At 67.5% G+C, this 21,498-nt stretch carries 20 protein-coding genes; 11 read left to right on the top strand and 9 right to left on the bottom strand.

Annotated features, from left to right (window positions below; genetic code table 11):
- Positions 1–8: 8 nt before the first annotated feature.
- Genes ON19_RS43105 through ON19_RS09370 form a run of 3 tightly spaced genes read right to left on the bottom strand, consistent with a single transcriptional unit; the run spans position 9 to position 4,511 of the window.
- On the bottom strand, positions 9–2,126 hold the full coding sequence (locus tag ON19_RS43105; RefSeq protein WP_043689105.1) for a hypothetical protein: 2,118 nt from the start codon (positions 2,124–2,126) through the stop codon (positions 9–11).
- The gene (locus ON19_RS09375) at positions 2,126–4,126 is read right to left on the bottom strand and encodes a type VII secretion target (RefSeq protein ID WP_043689102.1); all 2,001 of its coding nucleotides are present in this window, start codon (positions 4,124–4,126) and stop codon (positions 2,126–2,128) included. Before ON19_RS09375 ends, ON19_RS43105 begins: the two co-directional genes overlap by 1 nt.
- A gap of 28 nt (positions 4,127–4,154) precedes the next feature.
- Positions 4,155–4,511, bottom strand: a complete 357-nt coding sequence (locus tag ON19_RS09370) for a hypothetical protein (protein ID WP_174377680.1) — start codon at positions 4,509–4,511, stop codon at positions 4,155–4,157.
- 265 nt (positions 4,512–4,776) lie between these two features.
- On the opposite strand from ON19_RS09370, the gene ON19_RS38800 reads away from it, so the two are divergent.
- On the top strand, positions 4,777–6,036 hold the full coding sequence (locus tag ON19_RS38800) for an FAD-binding protein (RefSeq protein ID WP_051168681.1): 1,260 nt from the start codon (positions 4,777–4,779) through the stop codon (positions 6,034–6,036).
- Between the two features lie 385 nt (positions 6,037–6,421).
- A complete protein-coding gene (locus ON19_RS09355) occupies positions 6,422–7,447 on the top strand; it encodes a hypothetical protein (RefSeq protein WP_043689098.1) in 1,026 nt (341 codons plus the stop codon).
- A gap of 564 nt (positions 7,448–8,011) precedes the next feature.
- Here ON19_RS09355 and glnA read toward each other — a convergent pair.
- A complete protein-coding gene (gene glnA / locus ON19_RS09345; protein ID WP_043689092.1) occupies positions 8,012–9,448 on the bottom strand; it encodes a type I glutamate--ammonia ligase in 1,437 nt (478 codons plus the stop codon).
- A 252-nt stretch (positions 9,449–9,700) separates the two neighbouring features.
- Between glnA and ON19_RS09340 the strand changes: the two genes are divergently transcribed.
- Together ON19_RS09340 and ON19_RS09335 are read left to right on the top strand one after the other, a co-directional pair.
- Positions 9,701–10,156, top strand: coding sequence for an RDD family protein (locus tag ON19_RS09340; RefSeq protein ID WP_043689090.1), 456 nt, complete (start codon positions 9,701–9,703; stop codon positions 10,154–10,156).
- A 52-nt stretch (positions 10,157–10,208) separates the two neighbouring features.
- Positions 10,209–10,580 (top strand): YrdB family protein, encoded by a 372-nt coding sequence (locus ON19_RS09335; RefSeq protein ID WP_227954929.1) that lies wholly within the window; start codon positions 10,209–10,211, stop codon positions 10,578–10,580.
- A 66-nt stretch (positions 10,581–10,646) separates the two neighbouring features.
- On the opposite strand, the gene ON19_RS09330 is transcribed toward ON19_RS09335, so the two are convergent.
- Both ON19_RS09330 and ON19_RS09325 read right to left on the bottom strand, forming a co-directional pair.
- The gene (locus ON19_RS09330; protein WP_043689086.1) at positions 10,647–11,381 is read right to left on the bottom strand and encodes a DUF4191 domain-containing protein; all 735 of its coding nucleotides are present in this window, start codon (positions 11,379–11,381) and stop codon (positions 10,647–10,649) included.
- A 62-nt stretch (positions 11,382–11,443) separates the two neighbouring features.
- Complete coding sequence (locus ON19_RS09325) at positions 11,444–11,887, bottom strand: TY-Chap domain-containing protein (RefSeq protein ID WP_043689083.1); 444 nt, start codon at positions 11,885–11,887, stop codon at positions 11,444–11,446.
- Positions 11,888–12,314: 427 nt separating this feature from the next.
- Here ON19_RS09325 and ON19_RS09320 point away from each other — a divergent pair, with 427 nt between their 5' ends.
- From ON19_RS09320 to ON19_RS09310, 3 genes are all read left to right on the top strand, one after another.
- A complete protein-coding gene (locus ON19_RS09320) occupies positions 12,315–12,839 on the top strand; it encodes a hypothetical protein (protein WP_043689079.1) in 525 nt (174 codons plus the stop codon).
- Positions 12,840–12,968: 129 nt separating this feature from the next.
- Positions 12,969–13,709 carry a DUF2334 domain-containing protein gene (locus ON19_RS09315; RefSeq protein WP_043689075.1) on the top strand — a complete coding sequence of 247 codons (741 nt, stop codon included), beginning with the start codon at positions 12,969–12,971 and terminating at the stop codon, positions 13,707–13,709.
- Complete coding sequence (locus tag ON19_RS09310) at positions 13,709–14,827, top strand: glycosyltransferase (protein WP_043689072.1); 1,119 nt, start codon at positions 13,709–13,711, stop codon at positions 14,825–14,827. The genes ON19_RS09315 and ON19_RS09310 overlap by 1 nt, the downstream gene beginning before the upstream one ends.
- Here the strand turns inward: ON19_RS09310 and ON19_RS09305 are convergent.
- A complete protein-coding gene (locus tag ON19_RS09305) occupies positions 14,800–15,708 on the bottom strand; it encodes a DMT family transporter (RefSeq protein WP_043689070.1) in 909 nt (302 codons plus the stop codon). The genes ON19_RS09310 and ON19_RS09305 overlap by 28 nt on opposite strands.
- 111 nt (positions 15,709–15,819) lie before the next feature.
- Here ON19_RS09305 and ON19_RS09300 point away from each other — a divergent pair, with 111 nt between their 5' ends.
- The 4 genes from ON19_RS09300 to ON19_RS09285 are packed head-to-tail and all read left to right on the top strand — an operon-like array spanning position 15,820 to position 20,200.
- Positions 15,820–17,487 (top strand): CocE/NonD family hydrolase, encoded by a 1,668-nt coding sequence (locus ON19_RS09300; protein ID WP_043689067.1) that lies wholly within the window; start codon positions 15,820–15,822, stop codon positions 17,485–17,487.
- Entirely contained in the window at positions 17,484–18,854 is a 1,371-nt protein-coding gene (locus tag ON19_RS09295) for a M20 family peptidase (RefSeq protein WP_043689065.1), read from the top strand. The genes ON19_RS09300 and ON19_RS09295 overlap by 4 nt, the downstream gene beginning before the upstream one ends.
- The gene (locus ON19_RS09290) at positions 18,851–19,738 is read left to right on the top strand and encodes an alpha/beta hydrolase (protein ID WP_051168680.1); all 888 of its coding nucleotides are present in this window, start codon (positions 18,851–18,853) and stop codon (positions 19,736–19,738) included. The genes ON19_RS09295 and ON19_RS09290 overlap by 4 nt, the downstream gene beginning before the upstream one ends.
- A gap of 9 nt (positions 19,739–19,747) precedes the next feature.
- Entirely contained in the window at positions 19,748–20,200 is a 453-nt protein-coding gene (locus ON19_RS09285) for a 6,7-dimethyl-8-ribityllumazine synthase (protein WP_043689062.1), read from the top strand.
- 189 nt (positions 20,201–20,389) lie between these two features.
- Here ON19_RS09285 and ON19_RS09280 read toward each other — a convergent pair whose 3' ends face one another.
- A complete protein-coding gene (locus tag ON19_RS09280) occupies positions 20,390–20,968 on the bottom strand; it encodes a hypothetical protein (RefSeq protein ID WP_051168679.1) in 579 nt (192 codons plus the stop codon).
- A gap of 26 nt (positions 20,969–20,994) precedes the next feature.
- The gene (locus ON19_RS09275) at positions 20,995–21,435 is read right to left on the bottom strand and encodes a hypothetical protein (protein ID WP_043689060.1); all 441 of its coding nucleotides are present in this window, start codon (positions 21,433–21,435) and stop codon (positions 20,995–20,997) included.
- Positions 21,436–21,498: the final 63 nt, after the last annotated feature.

Below are 21,498 nucleotides of genomic sequence, written 5' to 3'. Positions count from 1 at the left end.
CCGGCCGGTCAGGTCGCCTGCGGCTGCGGCGAAACAGGTGGCGGACCGGAAGGCTGCTGCGGTGCGGCCACAGTCGGCGGGGGTGCCGGCGCGCCGGCGGAGTTGCTACCTGCCGCGCTGTCCAGGCCGGTCGGGTGGATGAAGCCCGCGAAATTCCCGTACTTTTCCTTCAGCGGGGGGTTATTGGGGTCTAGAGGAATAAGTTGGCCATTGTCCAGGACGAACAGGCCGTTCTCGTTCTTGACAACCAGGGCACTATGCTTCTCCCACTGGAGAATATCGCCCGTCTTCAGCTCGCCGGGACCATTGACCACTGCGGGTGGATGCTCCGCTGTGATCTCTCCCGCCGTTCCCTTGTAGGCGGATAACGCATCGAGAGCGACGTTCTGCGTCTGCTTCTGCAAAGCCTCCGCCACCGGCGGCGATGCATTCACGGTCGTATCCCCGATCTGCACACTCGGCGTCGTGCCGGGAGCCGCTATCGGCGGCGGAGTACCCGCGTAGGTCGGCGCCGTCACGCCAGGAGGAGACGACGTCTGCACAGCAGGGGTGGCATTGGCGGGCGCCGCGGACGCCTGGCGGTTGCGCTCGCGTTGCCGGTCGTCGCGCGGATCCCGGTCGTCGTAGCCCCTGCTGTCATCGGCGAACGGAGGACGGTTCCCCAACATGCCCAGCGTCGCCATTAGCGTCGGATCCATGCCAGGGCTGTTATTGGGAGGCGCGACATTGGAGTTGGTAGGGGTAGGTGCCGGCTGAGTTCCGGAGGTGTTCTGCGGCGTCGGGGTCAGAGAGCTGAGATCCAGGCCTGATGGGCTTCCAGTACTACCGCTGGTACTGGTGTCCGAAATGGGCATGGTGCTGGTCGGGGATTCTGTGGGATCTGTAGTAGATCCCGGCAGGAGACCCTCCAACGTGGGGTTCGACTCCGGGGTGGGGAACATGTCCTCTGGCGTGGGGGTAGGAGTCGGCGTGGGAGTAGGAGTCGGCGTGGGAGTGGGCGTGGGGGTCGGCGTCGGCGTCGGCGTAGGAGTCGGCGTCGGCGTCTCGTCCTTACCCCCCGTGCCGTCCTTTTCCTTCTTGCCGTCGGAACCGTCACCGTCATTCTTGCCGTCGATGTCTTCGGCCTTTTTCTGGAACTCCTTGGTCGCTGCCGCGTACGCCGTGTCCCAATCCTCGGCGGCCACGTCGATGACACTGACGTAGTATCTCTGTTCCGCGTCCGGGGTCAGGAAATACTTGCCATAACCCTTACTATCCTTGTTGGTGTCCTTTTCGTATACCGTAACCTGCGTCTCATGGTTAGCAGGACCGCCGGAGCTCTCCGTGATCTTATAACCGGTATGCGTGGTGCCCGTCGGCTCGTAGTTGAGGCCCTTTACGAGCTCGTCCTTGATGGACACAAGCTTCTTGAAGGTCTCGTGGTTGACTACTTTGGTGTCGAAGGTGTCGAATTTAACGCCCTCGTTTTTAGTCTTGTAGTCATTCTGCCGCTTCTCCATCCGGCCGCTGAGATCCATATGCCCTTCTCGAACCTTGGACCAACCGCCCGCGCTCATGACACGATCGTCGTCGAGCACATTGGTGAAGTCGGGTGCCGAATCCGGATTTCGGATGCCGAGTGTGTCGAAGCCCTTCTGCATCGTGAATTCGGTGTCCTTGATCAGCGCTATCAGTTGCGCACTGGCACCCTTCGGTATCGGGAGAACGACCGACTCCGCGTGCTTACCCTTAGCCTCGCCTTCGCTCGGCAGATCACTTAAGTCCCAGTCTTCTTTCGCGAATTCCGGCGGCTTGCCAGTCTCCTCCGCCTCCCTCTTGGCCGCGAGATAGGCTTTCGGGTCGCCGGACTCGAGCGCGGCGATGAGATCTTTGTATTTGGGGTCGTCCTTGAGGTCGCCGGCATCTGCGACGAGCTGCTTCTTGACGTTGTCCTCGCCAAGCGGCCAGTCTTTCCACGAGGGGGTGAAAGTGAGTTTATCCCAGGCCTGCTGGAACTCGTCTGAATTCAATCCGGCCAGCGCGTCCAACGAGTTCTTGGCCTGATCGTCCTGGAAACCGATGCTATCCCAGGTCCCCGGCTCGTAGTCTTTTTTGATCTGACCAATGACGTCGTCTGCTTTGCCCATCAGGCGCTCCTCTGCTCGCCGGCGCCCTCAGGCCTCGCCCGGCTGGTCGGCAATTCGGCGATGGAGGGGGGAGCCCCGCCCAGGCCGACAGAACCGACAACGCGGGGCCCGGGTCCGACACTGGGGACTACCTCGCCATTCGGAACCGCGACACCTGGGCGGGTCGTCTCCGTCGCCACCACACGTGCCGCCGCCGGGAACAGCGGGTGCTCAGTGATCTGGCCGTAGCTGTAGAGCGTGTCGCGCAGAGTCTGCCGGTCGGGTTCGCCCGCGGCGAGCAACAACAGCAGTTCGTCGGCGCGGCGCTCGAAAACCATACCGCGCACCGCTTCGGTGCCGGGTACGTCCGTGCGGATCCCGACGGGTATACGGGACACATCGACCCTCCGCGACCGCGTTGCCGCTGCCATCATGCCATCGGCAGCGCGTAGTTGGTCCCACCAGCTCGCCGGGATGGGCAGGTCGGCGTGCAGCGCATCGAGGATCCGCTGCCGCCGGGCACGTTGTGTGGCGATCTCCGCGTCGACGCCGGACACGGCGGCACGAACCCGCGCATCCGCGTTTCGCGCCAGCTCGAGGCATTTGGCCCGAATCTCGGTTTCCGGCACCATCACCGCCTGTCGTAGCAGTTCACTGGAACCGCCGAGTGCGAGCCGGTCGACCAGCCCGACACCGGGGGAGGTGAAATCGACGGTGGACTCCGCGGCGGACACCGAGCCCTCGATGGCGACATCAGCCCCCAGGGCGGCACGCAGATCGTCAGGGATAGCCGCGGAGGACACCAAAGCGCTGAGGCGAACATTGCTGCGGCGCACCATCAAGCCGAACTCGGCGAGTATCCGGGCCGGGTCGGTAGTGCCTTCCAACGCCGCGATGGCCTTTCGAGCCGCGTTGCCGAGGACGGAGTCCCACGTCCACGGCACGGCGACCTCCGAAGGCAGGAACAGACCTGGTGGCAGCCAGCCACGGCCCTCAGTGGAGGTCAGCATGACGATCGGCCCCAAGGGGGTGCGCCCCACCACTACCGCCCATTCCACGCCGGGCGCCGAATCGGCCACGGCGGCAAGGGTTGCGGCGAGGAGGGTATGAGCGAGCACCCAGTCGTCGTCGACACGCTTACCCACCACGAACGACAGTGGCGCCTGCTTGTCCTTGGCCACGTGGGCAGCTGCCGCGAACGGGCCTGGCGCCAGTGGCTCAGGCGTCCTGGGGGCCAGGGCTACGGCGCCGGTGACGACCGGTGGCTGGAACGGGCCCGGCGTCGGTGGCATGGCCATGCCGCCGGTGCTGTCCACGTGGGGACCTGCGCCCGCGGCACCGTTCACGTCGAGATTCGCGACCGCGGCGCTGTTCGGGTCCGGGTTCGCACCCACGGGGGTGTTCGCTTCGAAGGCGGGAGCAACGGTGGCTCCGGGCTCGGCCGCGCCGACCGAGAATGGTGCCGCCCAGGTCGGTGCGGCGGCTCCGGGCTGACCAGCGTCGTAGGCTTGTGGTGTCGATGTCGATGGTGAGAGAGGTACCTGTGCGGAGCGGCCGGTCTCGTCCGGCGTGCCCGCGGCGTCGGGTAAGGCGGAAGGCCGACCAGGCTGGGCGCCGTCCATCATCGGCGTGTCCGGGCCGGTATCCGTCGGCGCCGCAGGAAACGTCGGCGTGCCGGGCGGCGGACCACCCGCAGGAGCTCTGGGGACGAAATCGCCTACTTGGGTGACCTGGCGCCCGTTGTCCTGATCGCCGTCCTCGAGTGCAGCCGCCGCCGCGAGCATTTCGTCTCGCGTGCGCTCATGCTTCTCGGCGAGGCGCTCCGCGTTGTCGTGGCGTCTCTGGTAATAGTCCTCCAGAGCGCCCCGCACCGGGTCTGCGATCGTGCCGTATTTGGATGGGAAGTCGGCGAGCCAGTCACGCGGGATTTCACCCCACTTCCGGATGTTAGCTGCGATCAGACCGTGTTGCTCGGCGACTCCACGCAGCTGATCCGGCTCGACATCCAGGTAATCGGGCATGCTCGGTCTATTCCTCCCGCCAGCTATCTCAAGTTGATTGTTCCGCCTTCCCAAAGTTGGGGACCTGCTCATCCGGCCTGGTCCCAGACTCCCGGTCCCGCATGACCTCCGAAAGCGGCCGCGCCAGATTGTCGGTGTCATTCATGGCGATGGTGTACTGCCGCCGCGCGTCCGCGGTGCTTTCGGTGATGGCTGCCATGATCTCGGCGGCCAGTTCTTGATCGCCGAACCGGGCGCAGGTTCCGGGCGCCAAGTAGAGGTCCCGCAGTCGTCCCCGGGCGTCGACCTCGGGAATGACCAAGCCGCTCGGAGACGGGCGACGCGCGACGATCTCGTCGGCTCGTTCGCGCACCTCGGCAATGCGGTGCCGCAACTCCCGCGTCATCGCGAGGGCGGCCCGTACATCAGGGTGGATGTCTCTCATAGATCCTCACTCATCCGGTGCCCGTGCAGCACGGACCAACGAGCCGCAACGCCGACACAGCCGTTGACGAGCCTCTCCCGTCCTAGAAGAATGCCGCTGACCCTGCACGATGCGTCGCCCTTCAGCACTGAACGACACCGCTCGACCCTACCTGTGCGCATTCCACAGGTAGCGAGCTGTTCCCCACGATGGGAAGAGGACATACTCGGTAGTCGCAGCCGAGACCATGAGTCCCCCCGAGGTTCCGATCGACGAGTTCGCCACCGATTTCGGCGGGCTACGGCGCGCCGTCCCACGGGCTGTGCACCGAATGCCTTCCGCCTTCCCGTCCGCACTGCTCGGCTCCGGTCGACAATTGACCCTGCGGGGCGCGGGTCATTCCTGTGACGGCCAGACTGTCACGGAGGGTGATCTGCTGGTCACCTATGTGCCGGGCACCGCAGACCGGCAAGTCCGAGACCTCGGTGACGGCTTGATCGAGGTTCCCGCCGGGATGAGCTGGTACGACTTGGAGCGATACCTGAACCGTCGAGGCAGAGCTTTCCCCGTGCTCACCGATTACCTGCACTTGTCGGTGGGCGGAACCATCTCCGTGGGAGGGGCCGGGATGAACTCTGCGCGGTACGGCATGCAGGTCGATCACGTGGAGCGGATCCAGCTGATCGACGGAACGGGAACCAGTCGCTGGTGTTCGCGAACCGACCATGCGGAGTTGTTCAGGTTCGCACTCGGTGGGCTCGGCACTGTCGGGCTGATCGAACGGGCAGTGCTGCGTACGGTGGCATACCATCGCTACACCCACGTGCACCGCACACAACATGCCACGCTGACCGAACTCATCGACCACACCGAACGGATCGCACAGCGCGACGATGTCGACGTTTTTTGCGCATACCCGCATCCCGGCGTGTCCTTCTCCATCACCGGCTGGAGCGGCAGCGTTCCGAAGCGATGCGGTGACAAGAATTGCAGAATCGTCTCCGATCTGCCGTTCATGGGCAGATACAACGCTACGCGGACGGCCGCCCCTCCCCCTGACCACGTGCGCCTGTGGACCGACTACGTCGTCCCCGCCGGACGACTCGCACCGATGCTCGCAGCCGTCGAGGCACAACGACAGCGAGCCCCACTGAGCCGTCACACGATGTTGTACCTCCTGATCCTGCGCCGCCCTTCCGACGCAACGGCATTCGCGTTCACCCCAGTCGGCAGTGCCCCCGTTTCGATCGGACTGGGCCTGTACACCTCGGTCCCCCGCGACCCAGCCACCACCGCTGCCACCCGTCGATTGTTTCGCGACCTCCTGGAGCTCTGTTGCGAGCTGGGCGGGCGTCCCTATCTTTACGGTGTCAACGACCTCGACGACCTGCTGGCCGCGCGACTCTATGGAACCGACCTGGATCGTCTCGCACAACTACGCTCCTCACACCAGTTGGAACATGTCAATGCCCACCTTCCGCTCGTTAGAGCTGCCCGACCTACCTGACGCCCCAACGGGCGGTTGAGACGTCGCGTGCAGTGGAAAGGCGTGTCCGAACCGCAACTCCGATTGCGCCGGTACCGGAGATGGAGGACGCCGTGTCGAGGCAGACATGGGCATACGCGCTGCCCCCAGGCGTGGGAATGCAAAGGGAATGGGGAAGCTGGTTCGGATGAGAAAGTCTCGATATGGGCAGGAATGTCGACCCGAAGGACGACGCCGACTTCGATGCATTCGACGTGGCTCCGAATCTTTTCGAACACAATCGGTCCGCCTCGACCACCGCAGGCGACCACGGTACGCAGACCACTCCCGTTGCCCCTGCCAATGCATCCGCCGCACCGGCTGCGCAGCACTCGAGGGCCGCCCTTCCCACCGGACAATCCGCCCAATGGTGACGACCGGAACCGCCGGAGGATTCTTGGTCGACTTGGCCGAGCGGTTGATGCCGCGTCACAACCCAGCATTCATCCGCGCCATGTTGGAACGCGCGTGTGCGGGACAGCTGGACGAACGAGCACCGGATGGATGCAGAGCAAGCACGTTGACAGCCACTGGTCTTCCGTTGGAAGCCAGTGTGTCCGGTGGCCGAGGAGAATTCGCGCCGGTCATTCGCTATGTCACCGAAACCGCGACGCAGGAGACGAGATTCGGCCCCCGCCTCGCCGCTCAACTCGCCGCGATCCGGGATCTCGCCACATGGTTGCCACACGGGGATGAGACGGTCGCCGACCTGATGCAGTCTTTCGTCACGATATTGTATCCCGAGCCCGCGAAAATTACGGCGCGCCACCGGTTCTCGATCTGGATCGGCGTCATTCATCATTCCGCAGCGCCACACCACGTAGCCCGCCTCAAGATATACGGCGATCCACTGATTGTGCCGGGGGCAGTGGACCGGTTGTCCAGCAAATGGCCCGGCTTCGCCGGATTGGCAGCCGTACCAGACAGTGAGAAGCTCATCAAGCCCGTCGGCGCCGCGATCGAGGTGGACGCGCACGGCGGCGTGCACCACAAGATCTATCTGAAAGCACGGTACAACGACGTCTCGGTGCCGATGAAACTAGTTCGCTACTTCGGCGATGCGGCATGGCAAGTGCTGTCCGAGCTGGTTCGGTGCGGCGCCGACGCGGCCGAGCTGCACCAGGATGACTTTTTCGTCTGCTGTGCACGCGGCGCAGGCGATCCTACCTTCAGTCTTCACATGGTCGCGAAGCAACGTAACGACCTGACCGGGCTCGTCCGCGAACTCGCGTCTCGGCACCACGGCACCACCCATGCCGTCGACGCCCTCTCTCTGGCAGCAAAATCGGTCGGGGCGACGTGGCGTTATACGGCAGTCGGACTGGGTTTCTCGGCCGAGCATGGCATCGACAAACTCAACGTCTACGGCACACCCACATGGAGTACCGCGTAGTCCGTGAGGCGTATCCACTTCCATCCGGTGCTTGCACCGAGGTGAGCCGGATCGAATAGGGTGCTCGCACCGGGTCGGGATGCGACCCCCAGAGTGCCTACCGCCGTCCTTCAGGTGGGATTCAGGTGGCCCGTGCCAGACTCCGCCGATGCGAACCGAATCAGTGCGTGTGACCGAGGTACGAGTGGGCGATGTCATCCGAGACCCCCGAGGCGGGGACCGCTGGAGGACGGTCGAGGAGTTCGGTTACGGCTCCTGTCCGAAGAACGACGGGTCAGGGCATTGCCGGGCAGTGTTCGCATTCATCGGCCCGGCGGTGGACCCTGCTGACGCTCGAGTCATCTCGGATACTCGTCCGGGCTTCGACCGGTTCCTCTTCCGCGAGGACGAACAAGTCATGCGGAGATTTATGGCGCAGCCCGAAAGCGGGTCGATTGCTGTGCTCGAACGCAGACAAGTCCACCTGCTTCGCGATCGTTGAAGGATCACGGAGCAGATGGACTCGTCGACTACCGCGGTTGGAGCACCTGGGCAGGTGCTCCATCACAGGAGCGAACCTACGACTTACACGTCGAAGTACAGCTCGAACTCGTACGGGTGCGGGCGGAGGTTGACCGGGGCGATTTCCTGGGTGCGCTTGATGTCGATCCAGGTCTCGATGAGGTCGGGGGTGAAGACGTTGCCTTCGGTGAGGTAGTCGTGGTCCTGCTCGAGGCGGTCGATGACCGACGCCAGGCTGGTGGGGGCCTGCGGGATGTTCTTGGCCTCCTCCGGCGGGAGCTCGTAGAGGTCCTTGTCGACCGGGGCCAGCGGCTCGATCTTCTTCTTGATGCCGTCCAGGCCGGCCATCAGCATGGCGGCGAAGGCCAGGTACGGGTTGCCCGAGGAGTCCGGTGCGCGGAACTCGATGCGCTTGGCCTTCGGGTTGTTGCCGGTGACCGGGATGCGGACCGCGGCGGAGCGGTTGCGCTGCGAGTACACCAGGTTGATGGGGGCCTCGTAGCCCGGCACCAGACGGTGGTAGGAGTTCACGGTCGGGTTGGTGAACGCCAGCAGCGAGGGCGCGTGGTGCAGGATGCCGCCGATGTAGTGGCGGGCGATATCGGACAGGCCACCGTAGCCGGCCTCGTCGTGGAACAGCGGCTTGCCGTCCTTCCACAGCGACTGGTGGGCGTGCATGCCCGAGCCGTTGTCACCGAAGAGCGGCTTCGGCATGAAGGTGACGGTCTTGCCCTCGGCCCACGCGGTGTTCTTCACGATGTACTTGAACAGCTGCAGGTCGTCGGCCGCACCGAGCAGGGTGTTGAACCGGTAGTTGATCTCGGCCTGACCGGCGGTGCCGACCTCGTGGTGGCCGCGCTCGAGCTCGAAGCCCGCGTTCTGCAGGTTGGTCGCGATCTTGTCGCGCAGGTCGACGTAGTGGTCGTACGGCGCGACGGGGAAGTAACCGCCCTTGTTGCGCACCTTGTAGCCACGGTTCAGAGTGCCGTCCGGGTTGAACTCGGCACCGGTGTTCCAGGAGCCGGAGACCGATTCGATCTCGTAGAAGGCGCCGTTCATGGCCGAGTCGTAGCGGATCGAGTCGAAGATGTAGAACTCCGCCTCGGCACCGAAGTACGCGGTGTCGGCGATACCGGTGGAGCGCAGGTACTCCTCCGCCTTGCGCGCGATGTTGCGCGGGTCGCGGCTGTAGGCCTCCCGGGTGAACGGGTCGTGCACGAAGAAGTTCAGGTTCAGCGTCTTGGCGGCGCGGAACGGGTCTACGCGCGCGGTGGAGAAGTCGGGCAGCAGCAGCATGTCCGACTCGTCGATGGACTGGAACCCACGAACGGAGGAGCCGTCGAACGCTAGCCCTTCCTCGGCGAGGTCGGTGGTGAAGGCCTTCCCGGGGATCGAGAAGTGCTGCTGCACACCGGGCAGGTCGCTGAACCGGATGTCGACGTACTCGATGTCCTCGTCAGCGATGAATTTGATGACCTCGTCGGCCGTGCTGAACGTCACTTGTTCTCCTTACGGATCGGTTCCCAGCCAGTGTCGCTTGCATGGGTTCGTCGCGACCAGACGCTATGGATGCCGTGTTTCCCTGCAGTCAAGGATGTGTTTCGCCGGTGTTACACGTGCGTCAGGCCGCGTGGTACTGACCACCCGGACTCGAATTGCATGGTAGTCCTGCCCCCGCCGCGGCGCGCGCCGACGCTGAACTCCGCTTATGCGGTACGGGACGCCGGTCCGGCCGCGCCTATTCTTGGGTGCATGGCACGCATCACCGGCTCCTGGCTCTCCGGACCCCCGGCCGACTCCGGCGGCCCGGCAACTCCCGAGTTCCCCGGTGAGCACCTCGGCCTCCCGCAGACGGGAGCGGGCTCGCTGGCCGGCATGGGCCGCCGGATCGCCGCCCTCTTCGTGGACTGGATGATCGCGCTCGGCATCGCGGCGCTCATCGCGCGTAGCACGTCTGCGTCGAGCCTGACGCTGCTGATCTGGTTCGTCATCGGCGTCGGCGCGGTAACCCTGTTCGGCTTCACCCCGGGGCAGTACTTCCTGCGGCTGCGGACGGTCCGCGTCGACGCGCCGGCGCCGGTCGGCTTCGTCCGCGCGCTGGCCAGACAGGTGCTGCTGTTGTTCGTGGTGCCCGCGCTGTTCACCGACGCCGACGGCCGCGGAATGCACGATCGTGCGACCGGTACCGCACTGGTGCATTCGCGCTGAGCCGCCCGGCATCGAGCCCACCGGCGCCGGGTCACACCACTAGGCTGCGCCGGTGTCGTTGAATCCGGTGATGCTCGTTGTCCGTTTTCTGCTCGAACTCGTTGCTATCGCTTCCTTCGGCGTCTTCGGCTGGCGCGCGTTCGAAGGGCCGTGGAAGTTTCTGCTGGTGGTGGCGCTGCCGGTACTCGCGGCAGTCGTGTGGGGCGCCTTCTCGGTGCCTGGCGACCCGAGCCGTAACGGGCAGCCGAAGGTCGCCGTGTCCGGCTCGGCGCGCCTGGTGATCGAACTCTCGGTACTCGGCGGCGGGGCGCTCGCGCTGCAGTCGGCTGGTCTGCCGAACTGGGGTTCGGCGCTCGCGGTGCTGGTGATCGTCTATCACGTGCTCGCCTACGATCGGGTCGTCTGGCTGCTCGGCCGCAATTGAGGCGGCGGCCGGACACGCGCGCCGTCGACCGTCGCGCCGGGATCTAGAGCATGTGCGAGGAGCCGGTCAGCGGCGGCGGATGGTTCGCTGCACGCCGCGCATCTTCGCGCCCGCGGGCATCGGACCCTTCGGCAGGGCGGGCCCGCCGCGCGCGCTGAGTGCGGCCAGCCGGCCTTCGATCAGGTCGATCCGCTTGGTGTCGATGTTGCGCGGCAGCTTGGTGAGGTAGCGCTGCAGGTCCTTGAGCGGAACCTGGCCTTCGTCGTTGCCGATGACGACGTCGTAGATCGGGGTGTCACCGATCAACCGGGCCGTGCGCTTCTTCTCCTGGGCGAGCAGCGACTTGACCCGCTGGGGGGAGCCTTCGGCGACCAGCACCACGCCGGGCAGGCCGATCACCCGGTGCACCGCGTCCAACTGCGTGGTCGCGGCGATGCCGTTGCTCACCCGCCACTTGCCCTGGAGGTTGTCCAGCACCCAGGCCGCGGCGCCTGCCTGGCCCTCGGCCTTGCGGTAGACGCTCTTCTGCACCCGCCGTCCGAAGATGATGAACGCCACCAGCGCGCCGAGCACCACGCCCAGCGGGACGAGGAACAAGGTCAGCCCGAAGATCAAGCCGATCACGACGAAGACGGCGGTGATGCCGACCAACGCGCCGATCATCAGTGGCAGCAGCAGCTTGTCTTCCTTGCGCTGCATCTGGAACGCCTGCCACAGCTGTTTGCGGCGTTCTCTCGACTGCTGCTTGCGGGCCGCTTTCGCCGCGGCCTTCGCTTCCTTGGTGGGCTTGCCTGCTGCCATGTCTCTCAGAATAGTGCCCAGGTAGTCGCGGCTATGCCGTGGGACAGCGGCCGGCGGCGGCGCTACCCGCGGCGGGCGATCGGGCCGAGCACGGTGAGATCCAGATCACCCGACGCCTCGGTCCAGCCCATCGCGCGCAACTCGACCGGCGCGGCCACACCGAGGGCGTCGCGCAAGCCCACGGCGACCGAGCGGGCGAACTCGACCATATTGTTCGGCGCGATGGGCCAGAAGAGGGTCCTGGTCCAGTTGTCCGCGTCGCGCCGCACCGCGGGCTCGAGCCAGCCCAGCGTCCGCAACTCCTGCGCGGCGGTCTCCGGGATCGGGTTGCTCAGGTAATGGTTCCCCGCCAGTTCAGCGGACAATTTGATGTCGTATTGGACGAATTGGACATAGCGATTTCCGGGTGCGGCGATGATGAGGGTCGCCCGGGACGGCAGCTCCGAAAGGCAGTGCGCCAGCGCTTGCACGAACTGTTCCCAGTCCGCGGTCGCCGGCTCGCTCATTCTTCCCCCGGGTATCGGCACTGGCCTGATCATACGCCGACCGGCCCGGGACGCCAGACGAAATTGATTGTGCCACCGTCCAGTTCAGCCCGGGTCATAGCCGTTTGCCATATCCGGCGTCTCATCCGTGCCGCACCGCCCCGACCTGCGGCGTCTCGGCCCGGTAATGCTCTTTCTGAACAGTCCCTGACTCGTCTTCGTCGCCGAAGCGATCCCGTGAATGCATTTCCTCGGATGACACGGCATCGCGACGTGCGTGAATTCCGCGAATCCCCTTTGATTCCGGCCAGTTCCGCTCGAGATACCGACATGCCCAAGCCCGAGGGCCGAGTGGGCGCGCTGTAGGGTCTGGGTTCGCGCTTCGAATCGCAGCATGGGTTTCATCTCGGCTTGATGAAGTCCGCATGAGTCGAGTGGGAGGGGTCTGGTGGGGAAGGGACGCAATTCGGTCGGTCCCGCGAACCTGGTTTGGGTACTCGTCGCCGGTGCGGGCGCGGTGTTCTTCGTCGCGGGGGTCGTCAGCCTCGGTGTGCGCCTCGGCATGCGATCGGGACTGGACGCGGCGGCGATTTTGGCGCTGCCGGTGAGCGTGGTGTTCGCAATGGTGTTGTGGACACAGGTGCTGGGTGCGGTCTGGCGTCTTCGGCGGGCGTACCTGCAGCGGTCGGGCACGACGGTTCCCGGGTCGGTGGTCGGTACCAGCTACCGGCGGTTGAACAGGGTCAACGGTTTCGATCAGCATCGGGTGCGGATCGAGGTGAGCTTCGGGCATCCGGAGACCGGTGTGGAGCACCGGTCGCGGAAGGAATTCGTGTTCTCGGAGTTCCGCCGGGGACGGGCGACCTCGTTGCAGGCCCGGTTTCCGGAGGGCGCCTCGGTGCCGATGCTGGTGCGCGGGCGGACCGCGGCGTTCGATCTGCCGGTGCGACCGGCCTGGGCAGATATCTGGTGACCGGCTGGACGCGAGGGAGCGGGGACACCTGACCCGAGGTGTCCGAGCGGGGCCGAAGGAACGCAGCTTTCAGAGGAGCGCAGTGCGCTGTTCAGTTCGCGGCCATCGGGCGGTGTTAGCTTCCACGACGTGTGTGCGCGGTTGGTGGTGAGCGTCCATGACGTCGCACCGGCGAGTGCGGCGGAGACGGCGCGCTGGTGCGCCGACGCCGATCGTTTCGGGATTCCCGTCTCGCTGCTGGTGATTCCCGGTCCGTGGCGAGGGAAGCGGTTGTCCGGCGATCCGGATTACGCCGCGTTCCTGCGGGAGCGCCGACGGGCCGGTGACGACATCCTGCTGCACGGGTGGTCGCACCGGGCGGGGCCCGAAGGCGGATGGCCGCGCCGGGCGGTAGGGCACGCGGTGGCGCGCGGTGCGGCCGAATTCGCCGCCTTGAACGTCGGCGAGGCCGCGGCCAAACTGCACGCCGCCACCGAGGTGATGGCCGAATCGGGGTTGTCCACCACCGGCTTCACTCCCCCCGGCTGGCTGGCCTCGCCCGGCGCGGAGCAGGCGCTGCGCACGGCGGGGTTCACCTACACCACCTCGCACTTCGGAGCCAAGGATCTCGGCAGCGGACGCCGGTATCTCGGATTCGCGCTCTCCCACCGTCCGGGCGGCGGGTGGTCCGAACGGTTCGGCGCGGCGATGGTCGACACCATGGCCCGCCGCATCGCCGAACGCGGCGGATTGGTCCGCCTGGCGCTGCATCCCGACGACCTGAGCAGACCGGGTCTGCGCGACACCACCCTGCGCGCCATCGACGCGGTACTGCGGACCGACGCACAGGCGACCACCTACGGCGAACTGGTCGGATCGGCGGTCGGCTGATGCGGATCGTGCAGATCGCCAACTTCTACACTCCCGCTTCCGGCGGTTTGCGCACCTGCGTCGACGAGATCGGGCGCGGCTATTCGGCGGCGGGTCACGATCGGGTGCTCGTCGTGCCCGGTCCCCACGACGACGACGAGCACACCACCGCCGGGCACCGGATCACCGTGCGCAGCCCGAAGTTCGGCGATGCCGGCTATCACGTGCTCACCGCCCGCCGTACCCGGCCCGTGCTCGATCGGCTGGCCCCGGACGTGCTCGAGTGCAGCGACAAACTCAGTGTCCGCTGGCTCGCGCCTTGGGCGCGCGGCGCGGGCGTCCCACTGGTGCTGTTCTCGCACGAACGCATCGACGCCATCCTGCGCTCGCGGGTGCCGCGCGGCTTCCCGCTCACCGCGGCGGCCGACCTGGCCAACCGGCGGCTCTGCGTGCGCGCCGAAAAAGTCGTCGTGACCTCGAATTTCGCGACTGCCGAGTTCGATCGGGTCGGCGCGCGCAACGTGCGCCGGGTTCCGCTCGGCGTCGACCTCACGACCTTCCGCCCGTCCGTCGAGGGACCGCGAGCCGGGCGCTCCGACGATTCGGTGCGGCTCGTCCTGGTGAGCAGGTTGTCGCGGGAGAAACGAGCCGAACGCGCCATCCAGGCGGTGCGCGTCCTGGTCGAATCCGGTCTGCGCTGCGCGCTGTCGGTGATCGGGGACGGCCCGCTGCGTTCTCGCCTGGAACACTTGGCGGCCGGGCTTCCGGTCGTGTTCCACGGCCACCTCACCGACCGGACCGCGATGGCCGCCCTGATCGCCGGCGCCGACATCGCCGTGTTCCCCTCTCCCGCCGAGACTTTCGGTCTCGCCGTCCTGGAAGCGCTCGCGTGCGGGACTCCGGTCGTCGTTCCCGCGGCGGGCGCCGCCCGCGAACTCGTCGGCGCCCCCGGCTCCGGCGTCGTGTGCGACGGCACTCCGCGCGGCCTGGCGGAGGGCGTCAACGAACTGCTCGCCATCCCGGCGGCCGACCGCAGGCGCGCGGCCCGTGCGGCGGCGGAACGCTTTCCGTGGTCGGCGACGGTCGAGCGCATGCTCGCCCTCTACACCGACTACGAGCGCCCGGCCCGCTCCGCCTGACGCGCGGCGGACATCTCCCGTTCGTCGTGCAGCGTCGGTGAGTTCGCCAGTACCGCGACGCCCACGATCACCGCGGTGGCGGCGCAAGCCAGCAGCGGCGGGCTCGGGTGGATCGTCGCGGTGAAGAGGGTGAGCCCGGCCAGGTAGCTGAGCACCGGGTCGGTGATCGTCATCGCGGTCAGCGCCGTGGGCAGCGAGCCGCGGGCGTACGCCTCCTGGGTCAGGATGCCGCCGAGCACCGTCGACACCGGGATGCCCAGCAGCGCCCAGTTCGGCTCCGGCAGGGTGTTCGTGGCCACCACCACCAGGACCGCGGTGCTGGCGAAACAGCAGCCCGCCGCCACGGCCACCAGCGCGGACCGCAGTTGCGTGGAGCGGGCCAGCCGGGACACACCGAACAGCACGACGATCACGACGACCACACCGGTGCCCGCGACGGGCAGCAGCTCGCTGCGCACCGCCGAATGCGGGGGAATCCCCTGGGCGACGAGCAGGATCAGCCCGGCGCACACCGCTGTCGTTCCGGCCCAGTCCCGCGCCGGCAGCGCGCGTCTTCGCCGCCGCGCGGCGAACGGCAGCGCGAACAACAGTTGCACGACCAGCAACGCCTGCACCACCGCGATGGCCCCGAAACGCAGCGCGAACGCGTGCACGACGAACCCGGCCACGTTCGCCGCCTGCCCGGCCAGCCAGCGCGGGTCGGTGAGCAAACGGCGCGCGATCGCGGCGAACACCAGGAACCGTCCCTGCCCGGATTCGGCGGCGGCCTGCCGTGCCGCGCCCTGTTGCAGAGCCGCGGACACCGCGAACAGGAACGCGCTCAGCAACGCCAAGGTGATCGTCGCCACCGCGTCGGCGGACCCGAAATCGCGCTCCGGCATAGCGCCGATGCTGGTCTGCCCGGATGAACACCGGATGGCGTGTGCCCGGCGACTGGACGACCACCCCGGTTCCGGGGTCTGGACGGCCGTCCGGGCAAACTCGATAGTCCTATGGTGACCGAACGAGCCGTCTTGTCGCGTGCCCTGTGCGGCCTGCTGTTGCTGCTGGCCGCGATCACCCCGGTGACCGCCGCCGCCGAACCGCTGCCGGTGCCTTACCAGTGGAAACAGACGTACATCGACGGCGAGGACGGCACCCGCCTGCACGCGGACATCCTGCGCCCGGCCGGTGTCCCCGACGACACCCGGACGCCCGTCATCCTCACCGTCAGCCCGTATCGCGCGCACCTGGCGTACTTGAGCGAGCCGCGCCTCACCGGCGGCCCGTCCACCGACAACCTCACCGCCGAGCTGTTCCTGAACGCCGGCTACACCTACGTCGTCGTGGACCTGCGCGGATTCGGCGGCTCCAACGGCTGCCCGGACTTCGGCGGACCCGGGGAGCGCGCGGACGTCACCGCGGCCGTGGAGTGGGCCGCGAGCCAGCCGTGGTCCACCGGCAAGGTGGGGCTGTTCGGTACCTCGTACGAAGCGTGGACCGGCCTGATGGGCTTGGCCACCGCACCGAAGGGCCTCGCCGCGGTGGGCGCGTTCGAGCCGGTGGTCGACCCGTACGCCTACCTGTACATGCAGGGCGTCTCGTGGAAGTTCTCCGGCAAGCCGATCACCGAGAGCGGTGTGCGCCCCGCCGACTTCGCGGGCCTGGAGCATCTGCTCATCGCCTCGACCCCGCCGCGTCCGGAGGACTCCGGCGAATACCAGGCGAACGCGACGCAGCTGCCGTGGCCGTGCTATCAGCAGTACCTGGCCGAGATCGGCGACCACAACGCGGACACCGCCTTCTGGCGCGACCGCGACCTGGTGGCGAGACTGCGCGGTAATACGATTCCGCTGTTCCTCGGTCAGGGCTTCGTGGACTACAACACCCGGGCCTACCGGGTGTTCGACCTGTGGAACGGCCTCGGCCCCGGCGACCACCGGGCCTGGTTCGGCCAGTGGGGACACCGCACCTGCCACGACAAGTGCGGCACACCGCACTTCGACACCGAGCTGCTCGCCTTCTTCGACAAGCACGTCGCGGGCCGGGACGTGCGGATTCCCGGCCCGCGGATCACCGTCGGCCAGTTCGACGGCCGCTGGCGCGCGGAGACCGCGTGGCCGCCCGCCGACGCCCAGCGGATCTCGGTCGCGCTGCGGCCCGGCGACTACACCGACCGCGGCCTGGTCCCCGGGCCGGACCGCGAAATCTGGTCGGTCTCCGCGCCGCTGGCCCAAGACCAGCACCTGTCCGGCATCCCGACGGCCACCCTCCGGCTCAGCGGCCCCACGAGCGCGACGGTCGCCGTCGAGCTCTACGACATCGCACCCGACTTGCGCGCGACCGTCATCACCCGAGGCATCGCCCCCGTCCGCGACACCGCCGAGGTGCGGTTGCTCGCGCAGGACTGGCCGATCGCGGCCGGCCACCGGATCGGTGTGCGGGTCACCGACGTGGTCGACGACGTGTGGTCGCACTCCCCCGCCTTCGCTCCCGTGACGGTGACCGCGGCGAGCGTCGAACTGCCGCTGCTGACCGCAACGCGTCGTCCCGAGTTGCCGGGCGGGCTCACCGAAGGCATCGTGAAGTGGCGAAACGAGAAGACGATCGCCCTCGATCCGAGTGTGTTGAACAATGCAACGGTGCCCATGAATCTGCCCGACCGCACCGGTGACCGATGACGGACCCGGTCGACGACCCGACCGCCGAGCGCCTCGCCGCCGCGCTGCGGTGTGCGACCGTGTCCGCCGACGACCCGCGCGACACCGACAGCGACGCGTTCGACCGCCTCGACGCGCACCTGCGAGCGTCCTTCCCCCGCGTGCACGCCGAGCTCGAGCTACAGCAGTTCGCGCACAGCCGGCTCTACCGCTGGCCCGGCACCGAACCGGACCGAGTGGCCGCGATCCTGCTCGCGCACCAGGACGTGGTGCCCGTGGACGACCCACAGCGCTGGACCCACCCGCCGTTCGCGGGAGTGGTGGACGACGAATTCATCTGGGGCCGTGGCGCGATCGATGACAAGAGCCGTGTGCTGGCCATCCTGGAGGCGGTCGAGTCGGCGCTCGCCGCGGGCCTGCGACCCCGGCACACCGTGTACCTGGCCTTCGGGCACGACGAGGAGGTTTTCGGCGGCGAGGGCGCCGAGCGGATGGCCGCACACCTGCGGCAGGCGGGCGTGTGCGCGGATCTGCTGCTGGACGAGGGCGGGGTGATCACCGCGGGGATCGTCGAGGGGGTGCGGCAGCCGGTGGCCACGATCATGCTCGGCGAGAAGGGCTACGCGACGGTCCGGCTGTCGGTGACCGAGGTGGGCGGCCATTCGTCCATGCCGGGCAAGCAGACGGCGGTCGGCCGGATCGCGCGGGCGGTGGGCCGCATCCAGGACCATCCGATGCCGCTGCGCCTGACCCCGGTGATCGCGGACATGCTGGCCAGGTTGCGCGAGGTCATGCCGGGACCGCGGCGACACCTGCTCGGTCTCGCGCGCATCGCGGGACCGGCGATCACCCGGGTGATGGCGACCCAGCCGCAGACCGAGGCGATGGTGCGCACCACCACGGCGCCCACGGTGATCCGCGGCGGTGCGCGGGCGAACGTGTTGCCCCAGCACGCCGAGGCGCTGGTGAACTTCCGCATCCTGCCGGGCGACACGGTTTCCTCGGTGCTGGCGCACTGCCGGAAAGTCGTGCGCGACAAGGGGATCGAATTCGAGCTGGTCGGCATGTCGTCGGAACCGTCGCGGATCACCGGGCCCGGCCCCACCTTCGAGCTGATCGCCGACCTCGCCCGCTCCGTCGCCCCCGGCATCGCGGTGACCACTGGCATCGTTCCCGGCGCGACCGATTCCAGGCACTACGACGACCTGGCGGCCACCCGCTGCAATTTCGCGCCGATCGTGCTGGACGGGCGCGACCTGGCCTCGATCCACGGAACCGACGAACGCCTCTCCCGGGTCAACTACGCTCGACTCATCGAGTTCAACCGGCGGCTGATCGAGCATTTCGCGACAATCGGCGCGCCATCGACGGCAGGAGCCGAGGCATGACGACCGAGCCGACGGCGGGCGACACCGCGCCCGCCGAGCCGCCCGCGATCCGCACCGAGACCGGGGAGTTCAACGGCATCGGCAGCGGAGTCGCCTGGCGCGCGTGGCTGCCCGATGGCGCTGCGCGGGGCGTGATCGTGCTGGTCCACGGCGTGGCCGAGCATTCGGGCCGCTACACCCACGTCGGGCAGCGCCTGGTCGCCGCCGGTTTCGCGGTCTACGCGCTCGACCACATCGGCCACGGGAAGTCCGCGGGCGGCAAGGCCAACATCGGCTCCATGGAAGGCGCCGCCGACAACGTCGCCGCCATGCTGGCCATCGCGAGCCGTGAGCAGCCGGACGTGCCGCGCTTCGTGGTCGCGCACTCGATGGGCAGCCTGATCACCCTGTATCTGGCCACCCGCGCGCCGATCGATGTCGCGGGCGTCGTGCTGTCCGCGCCGCCGCTGGACATCCCGGTGGGCAATCCGGTGCAGCGCATGCTCGCGCCGGTGTTGAGCAGGTTCACCCCGAATCTCGGTGTGCTGAAGCTGGATTCGTCGCAGATCAGCCGCGACCCCGCGGTGGTCGCGGCCTACGACAACGATCCGCTGGTCTACCGGGGCATGCTGCCCGCCCGCACCGGCGCCGAGATGCTGAACGCGACGAACACGGTCAAGCAGCGGCTGGCACGGCTCACCGTGCCGCTGCTGGTGCTGCACGGCACCGCCGACTCGATCGCCGCGCCGTCGAGCTCCGATCTCATCGAGCGCGGCGCCGGGTCGAAGGACCTCACCGTGATCCGCTACGAGGGCCTCTACCACGAGGTGTTCAACGAGCCCGAGCAGCAGAAAGTGCTCGACGATGTCGTCGGTTGGCTGGAAGCGCACCTTACCGAACCGTAGTATCCCGGCATGAGCAATACCGGATCCATCGCGTTCATCCGTGCCAGCTGGCACAGCTCGATCGTCGGCAAGGCGTACGAGGGGTTCCGCACCGAGTACGCCGACCTCGGCTTCGATCCCGCCACGATCGACGTCTTCGAGGTGCCGGGTGCCTTCGAGATCCCGCTGCACGCCAAGCGGCTCGCGCACTCCGGCCGGTACGCGGCGATCGTCGCGTCCGCGCTGGTGGTGGACGGCGGCATCTACCGGCACGACTTCGTGGCCTCGGCGGTGATCGACGGGCTGATGCGGGTCCAGCTGGACACCGACGTGCCGGTCTTCTCGGTCGTGCTCACCCCGCATCACTTCCACGAGCACAGCGAGCACGTCACGTATTTCACCGAGCACTTCGTGACCAAGGGCGCCGAGGCCGCACGCGCGCTGGCGAGCACGCTCAGCTCGTTGCGATCGCTGCCGGTGTGAGTCCGGCTACCGGAACTCGGTCAGGCAGGCGCTCTCGCCGTCCAGAACGCCGGTGCGGAACGCCTCCAACCGCTGGTAGCCGCTCGCCACGACCTTGCCGTTGACGTCCGCGGCCGCCGACCCGTCGGCGAGCAGGCCGGAGACCGCTTCGTCCAGGTCACCCGCGGACAGGTGCGGGTCGCTGCCCGGCTAGCTCAGCTTCGTGGTCAGCGCGCCGCTGAGGCAGGCGGTGCGCAGGCCCGCCGTCTCGGCGCCGGTCAGCGACAGCTTGCGATCCTGTTGCACGGCGAGCACGTACCGAGACACGAAGACGACGAACGCGTTGTAGTCGCCGTCCACGACCGCCGAGAGCGGATCCTCGCCCGCCATCGGTCCGCCACGGCGGGCCATCGCAGGGACATCGGTGCCGATCCGGTTCCCGCTCGGGCAGTACGACACCGGCCGGGTGAGGGTGACTTCCGAGCAGCCGCGGCCCACCCCGGAGTAGTCGAATTGCGGCGGCCGCGCGATCGGGAAGATCTCGGCCAGCGCCTTGCTCAGGCTGGTCAGCGCGGCCGCGCCCACCGGCGGCTGCGCCTGCTCCTCACCGGGTTCGAAGGTGGTGGGCAGGTTGCCGCGGCGCTGGGCGATCTCCTTCCTGGTGATCTTCTTGCAGCCGTCCGCGCCGTCGGTGTAACCGATCCGCACCGCGGTCACCCGCTCGAAGGCCGACCCGTGCACGTTGTCCGGATCGTTCGGATCACGCAGAGGCTGCCTCGCCGTAGGCACAGTCAGATGATGAGCAGCCCAGGCGTTCAGTTCGTTTCCAGAGAGCGCTTGATCTTCGCATCCACGTAGGCGATGAGGCATTGCAGCGGCCAGCGGCCGTCGTCCATCGGCCCGAAAGTGTCGATACGGTCGCGCAACTCCCATAAGAGGCTGTCGATCTCTTCGATGTCGTGGTCGGTCAGGCCACCGCGCTGAGTTTCGGCCAGCGCCGCCAACAGTTCTCGATCGATCTCCGCCAGCTCGCCGTGAAACCATTGGGTTCGGCCCAGGACGGCATCATGGCTCTTCAGCTCGAGGTAGTCGAACAGGTTTCGTAACGGCGTCTGCTCGATGGTGTCCGGCGGCGGGAAAGGAACGCGATTGCGAACGGCGTCGAGCTGGCGCCGGACCTCGCGGGCACTGTCTATCGAAAAGTGCTCGCTCAGATAGGCCGACAGACGGAGAAGCAGGCGCTCGATATCACTCACTTTGCGGGCTCCCCTCTTTCGATACCCGGCAGGCCCAGCGCTGAGGCGGCCACCCACGGACGC

Source organism: Nocardia abscessus NBRC 100374 (genome assembly GCF_000308455.1).
Classification (GTDB): domain Bacteria; phylum Actinomycetota; class Actinomycetes; order Mycobacteriales; family Mycobacteriaceae; genus Nocardia; species Nocardia abscessus.
The sequence above is the reverse complement of the archived record's forward strand: the minus strand, read 5'-3'. Positions and strand labels throughout refer to the sequence as shown.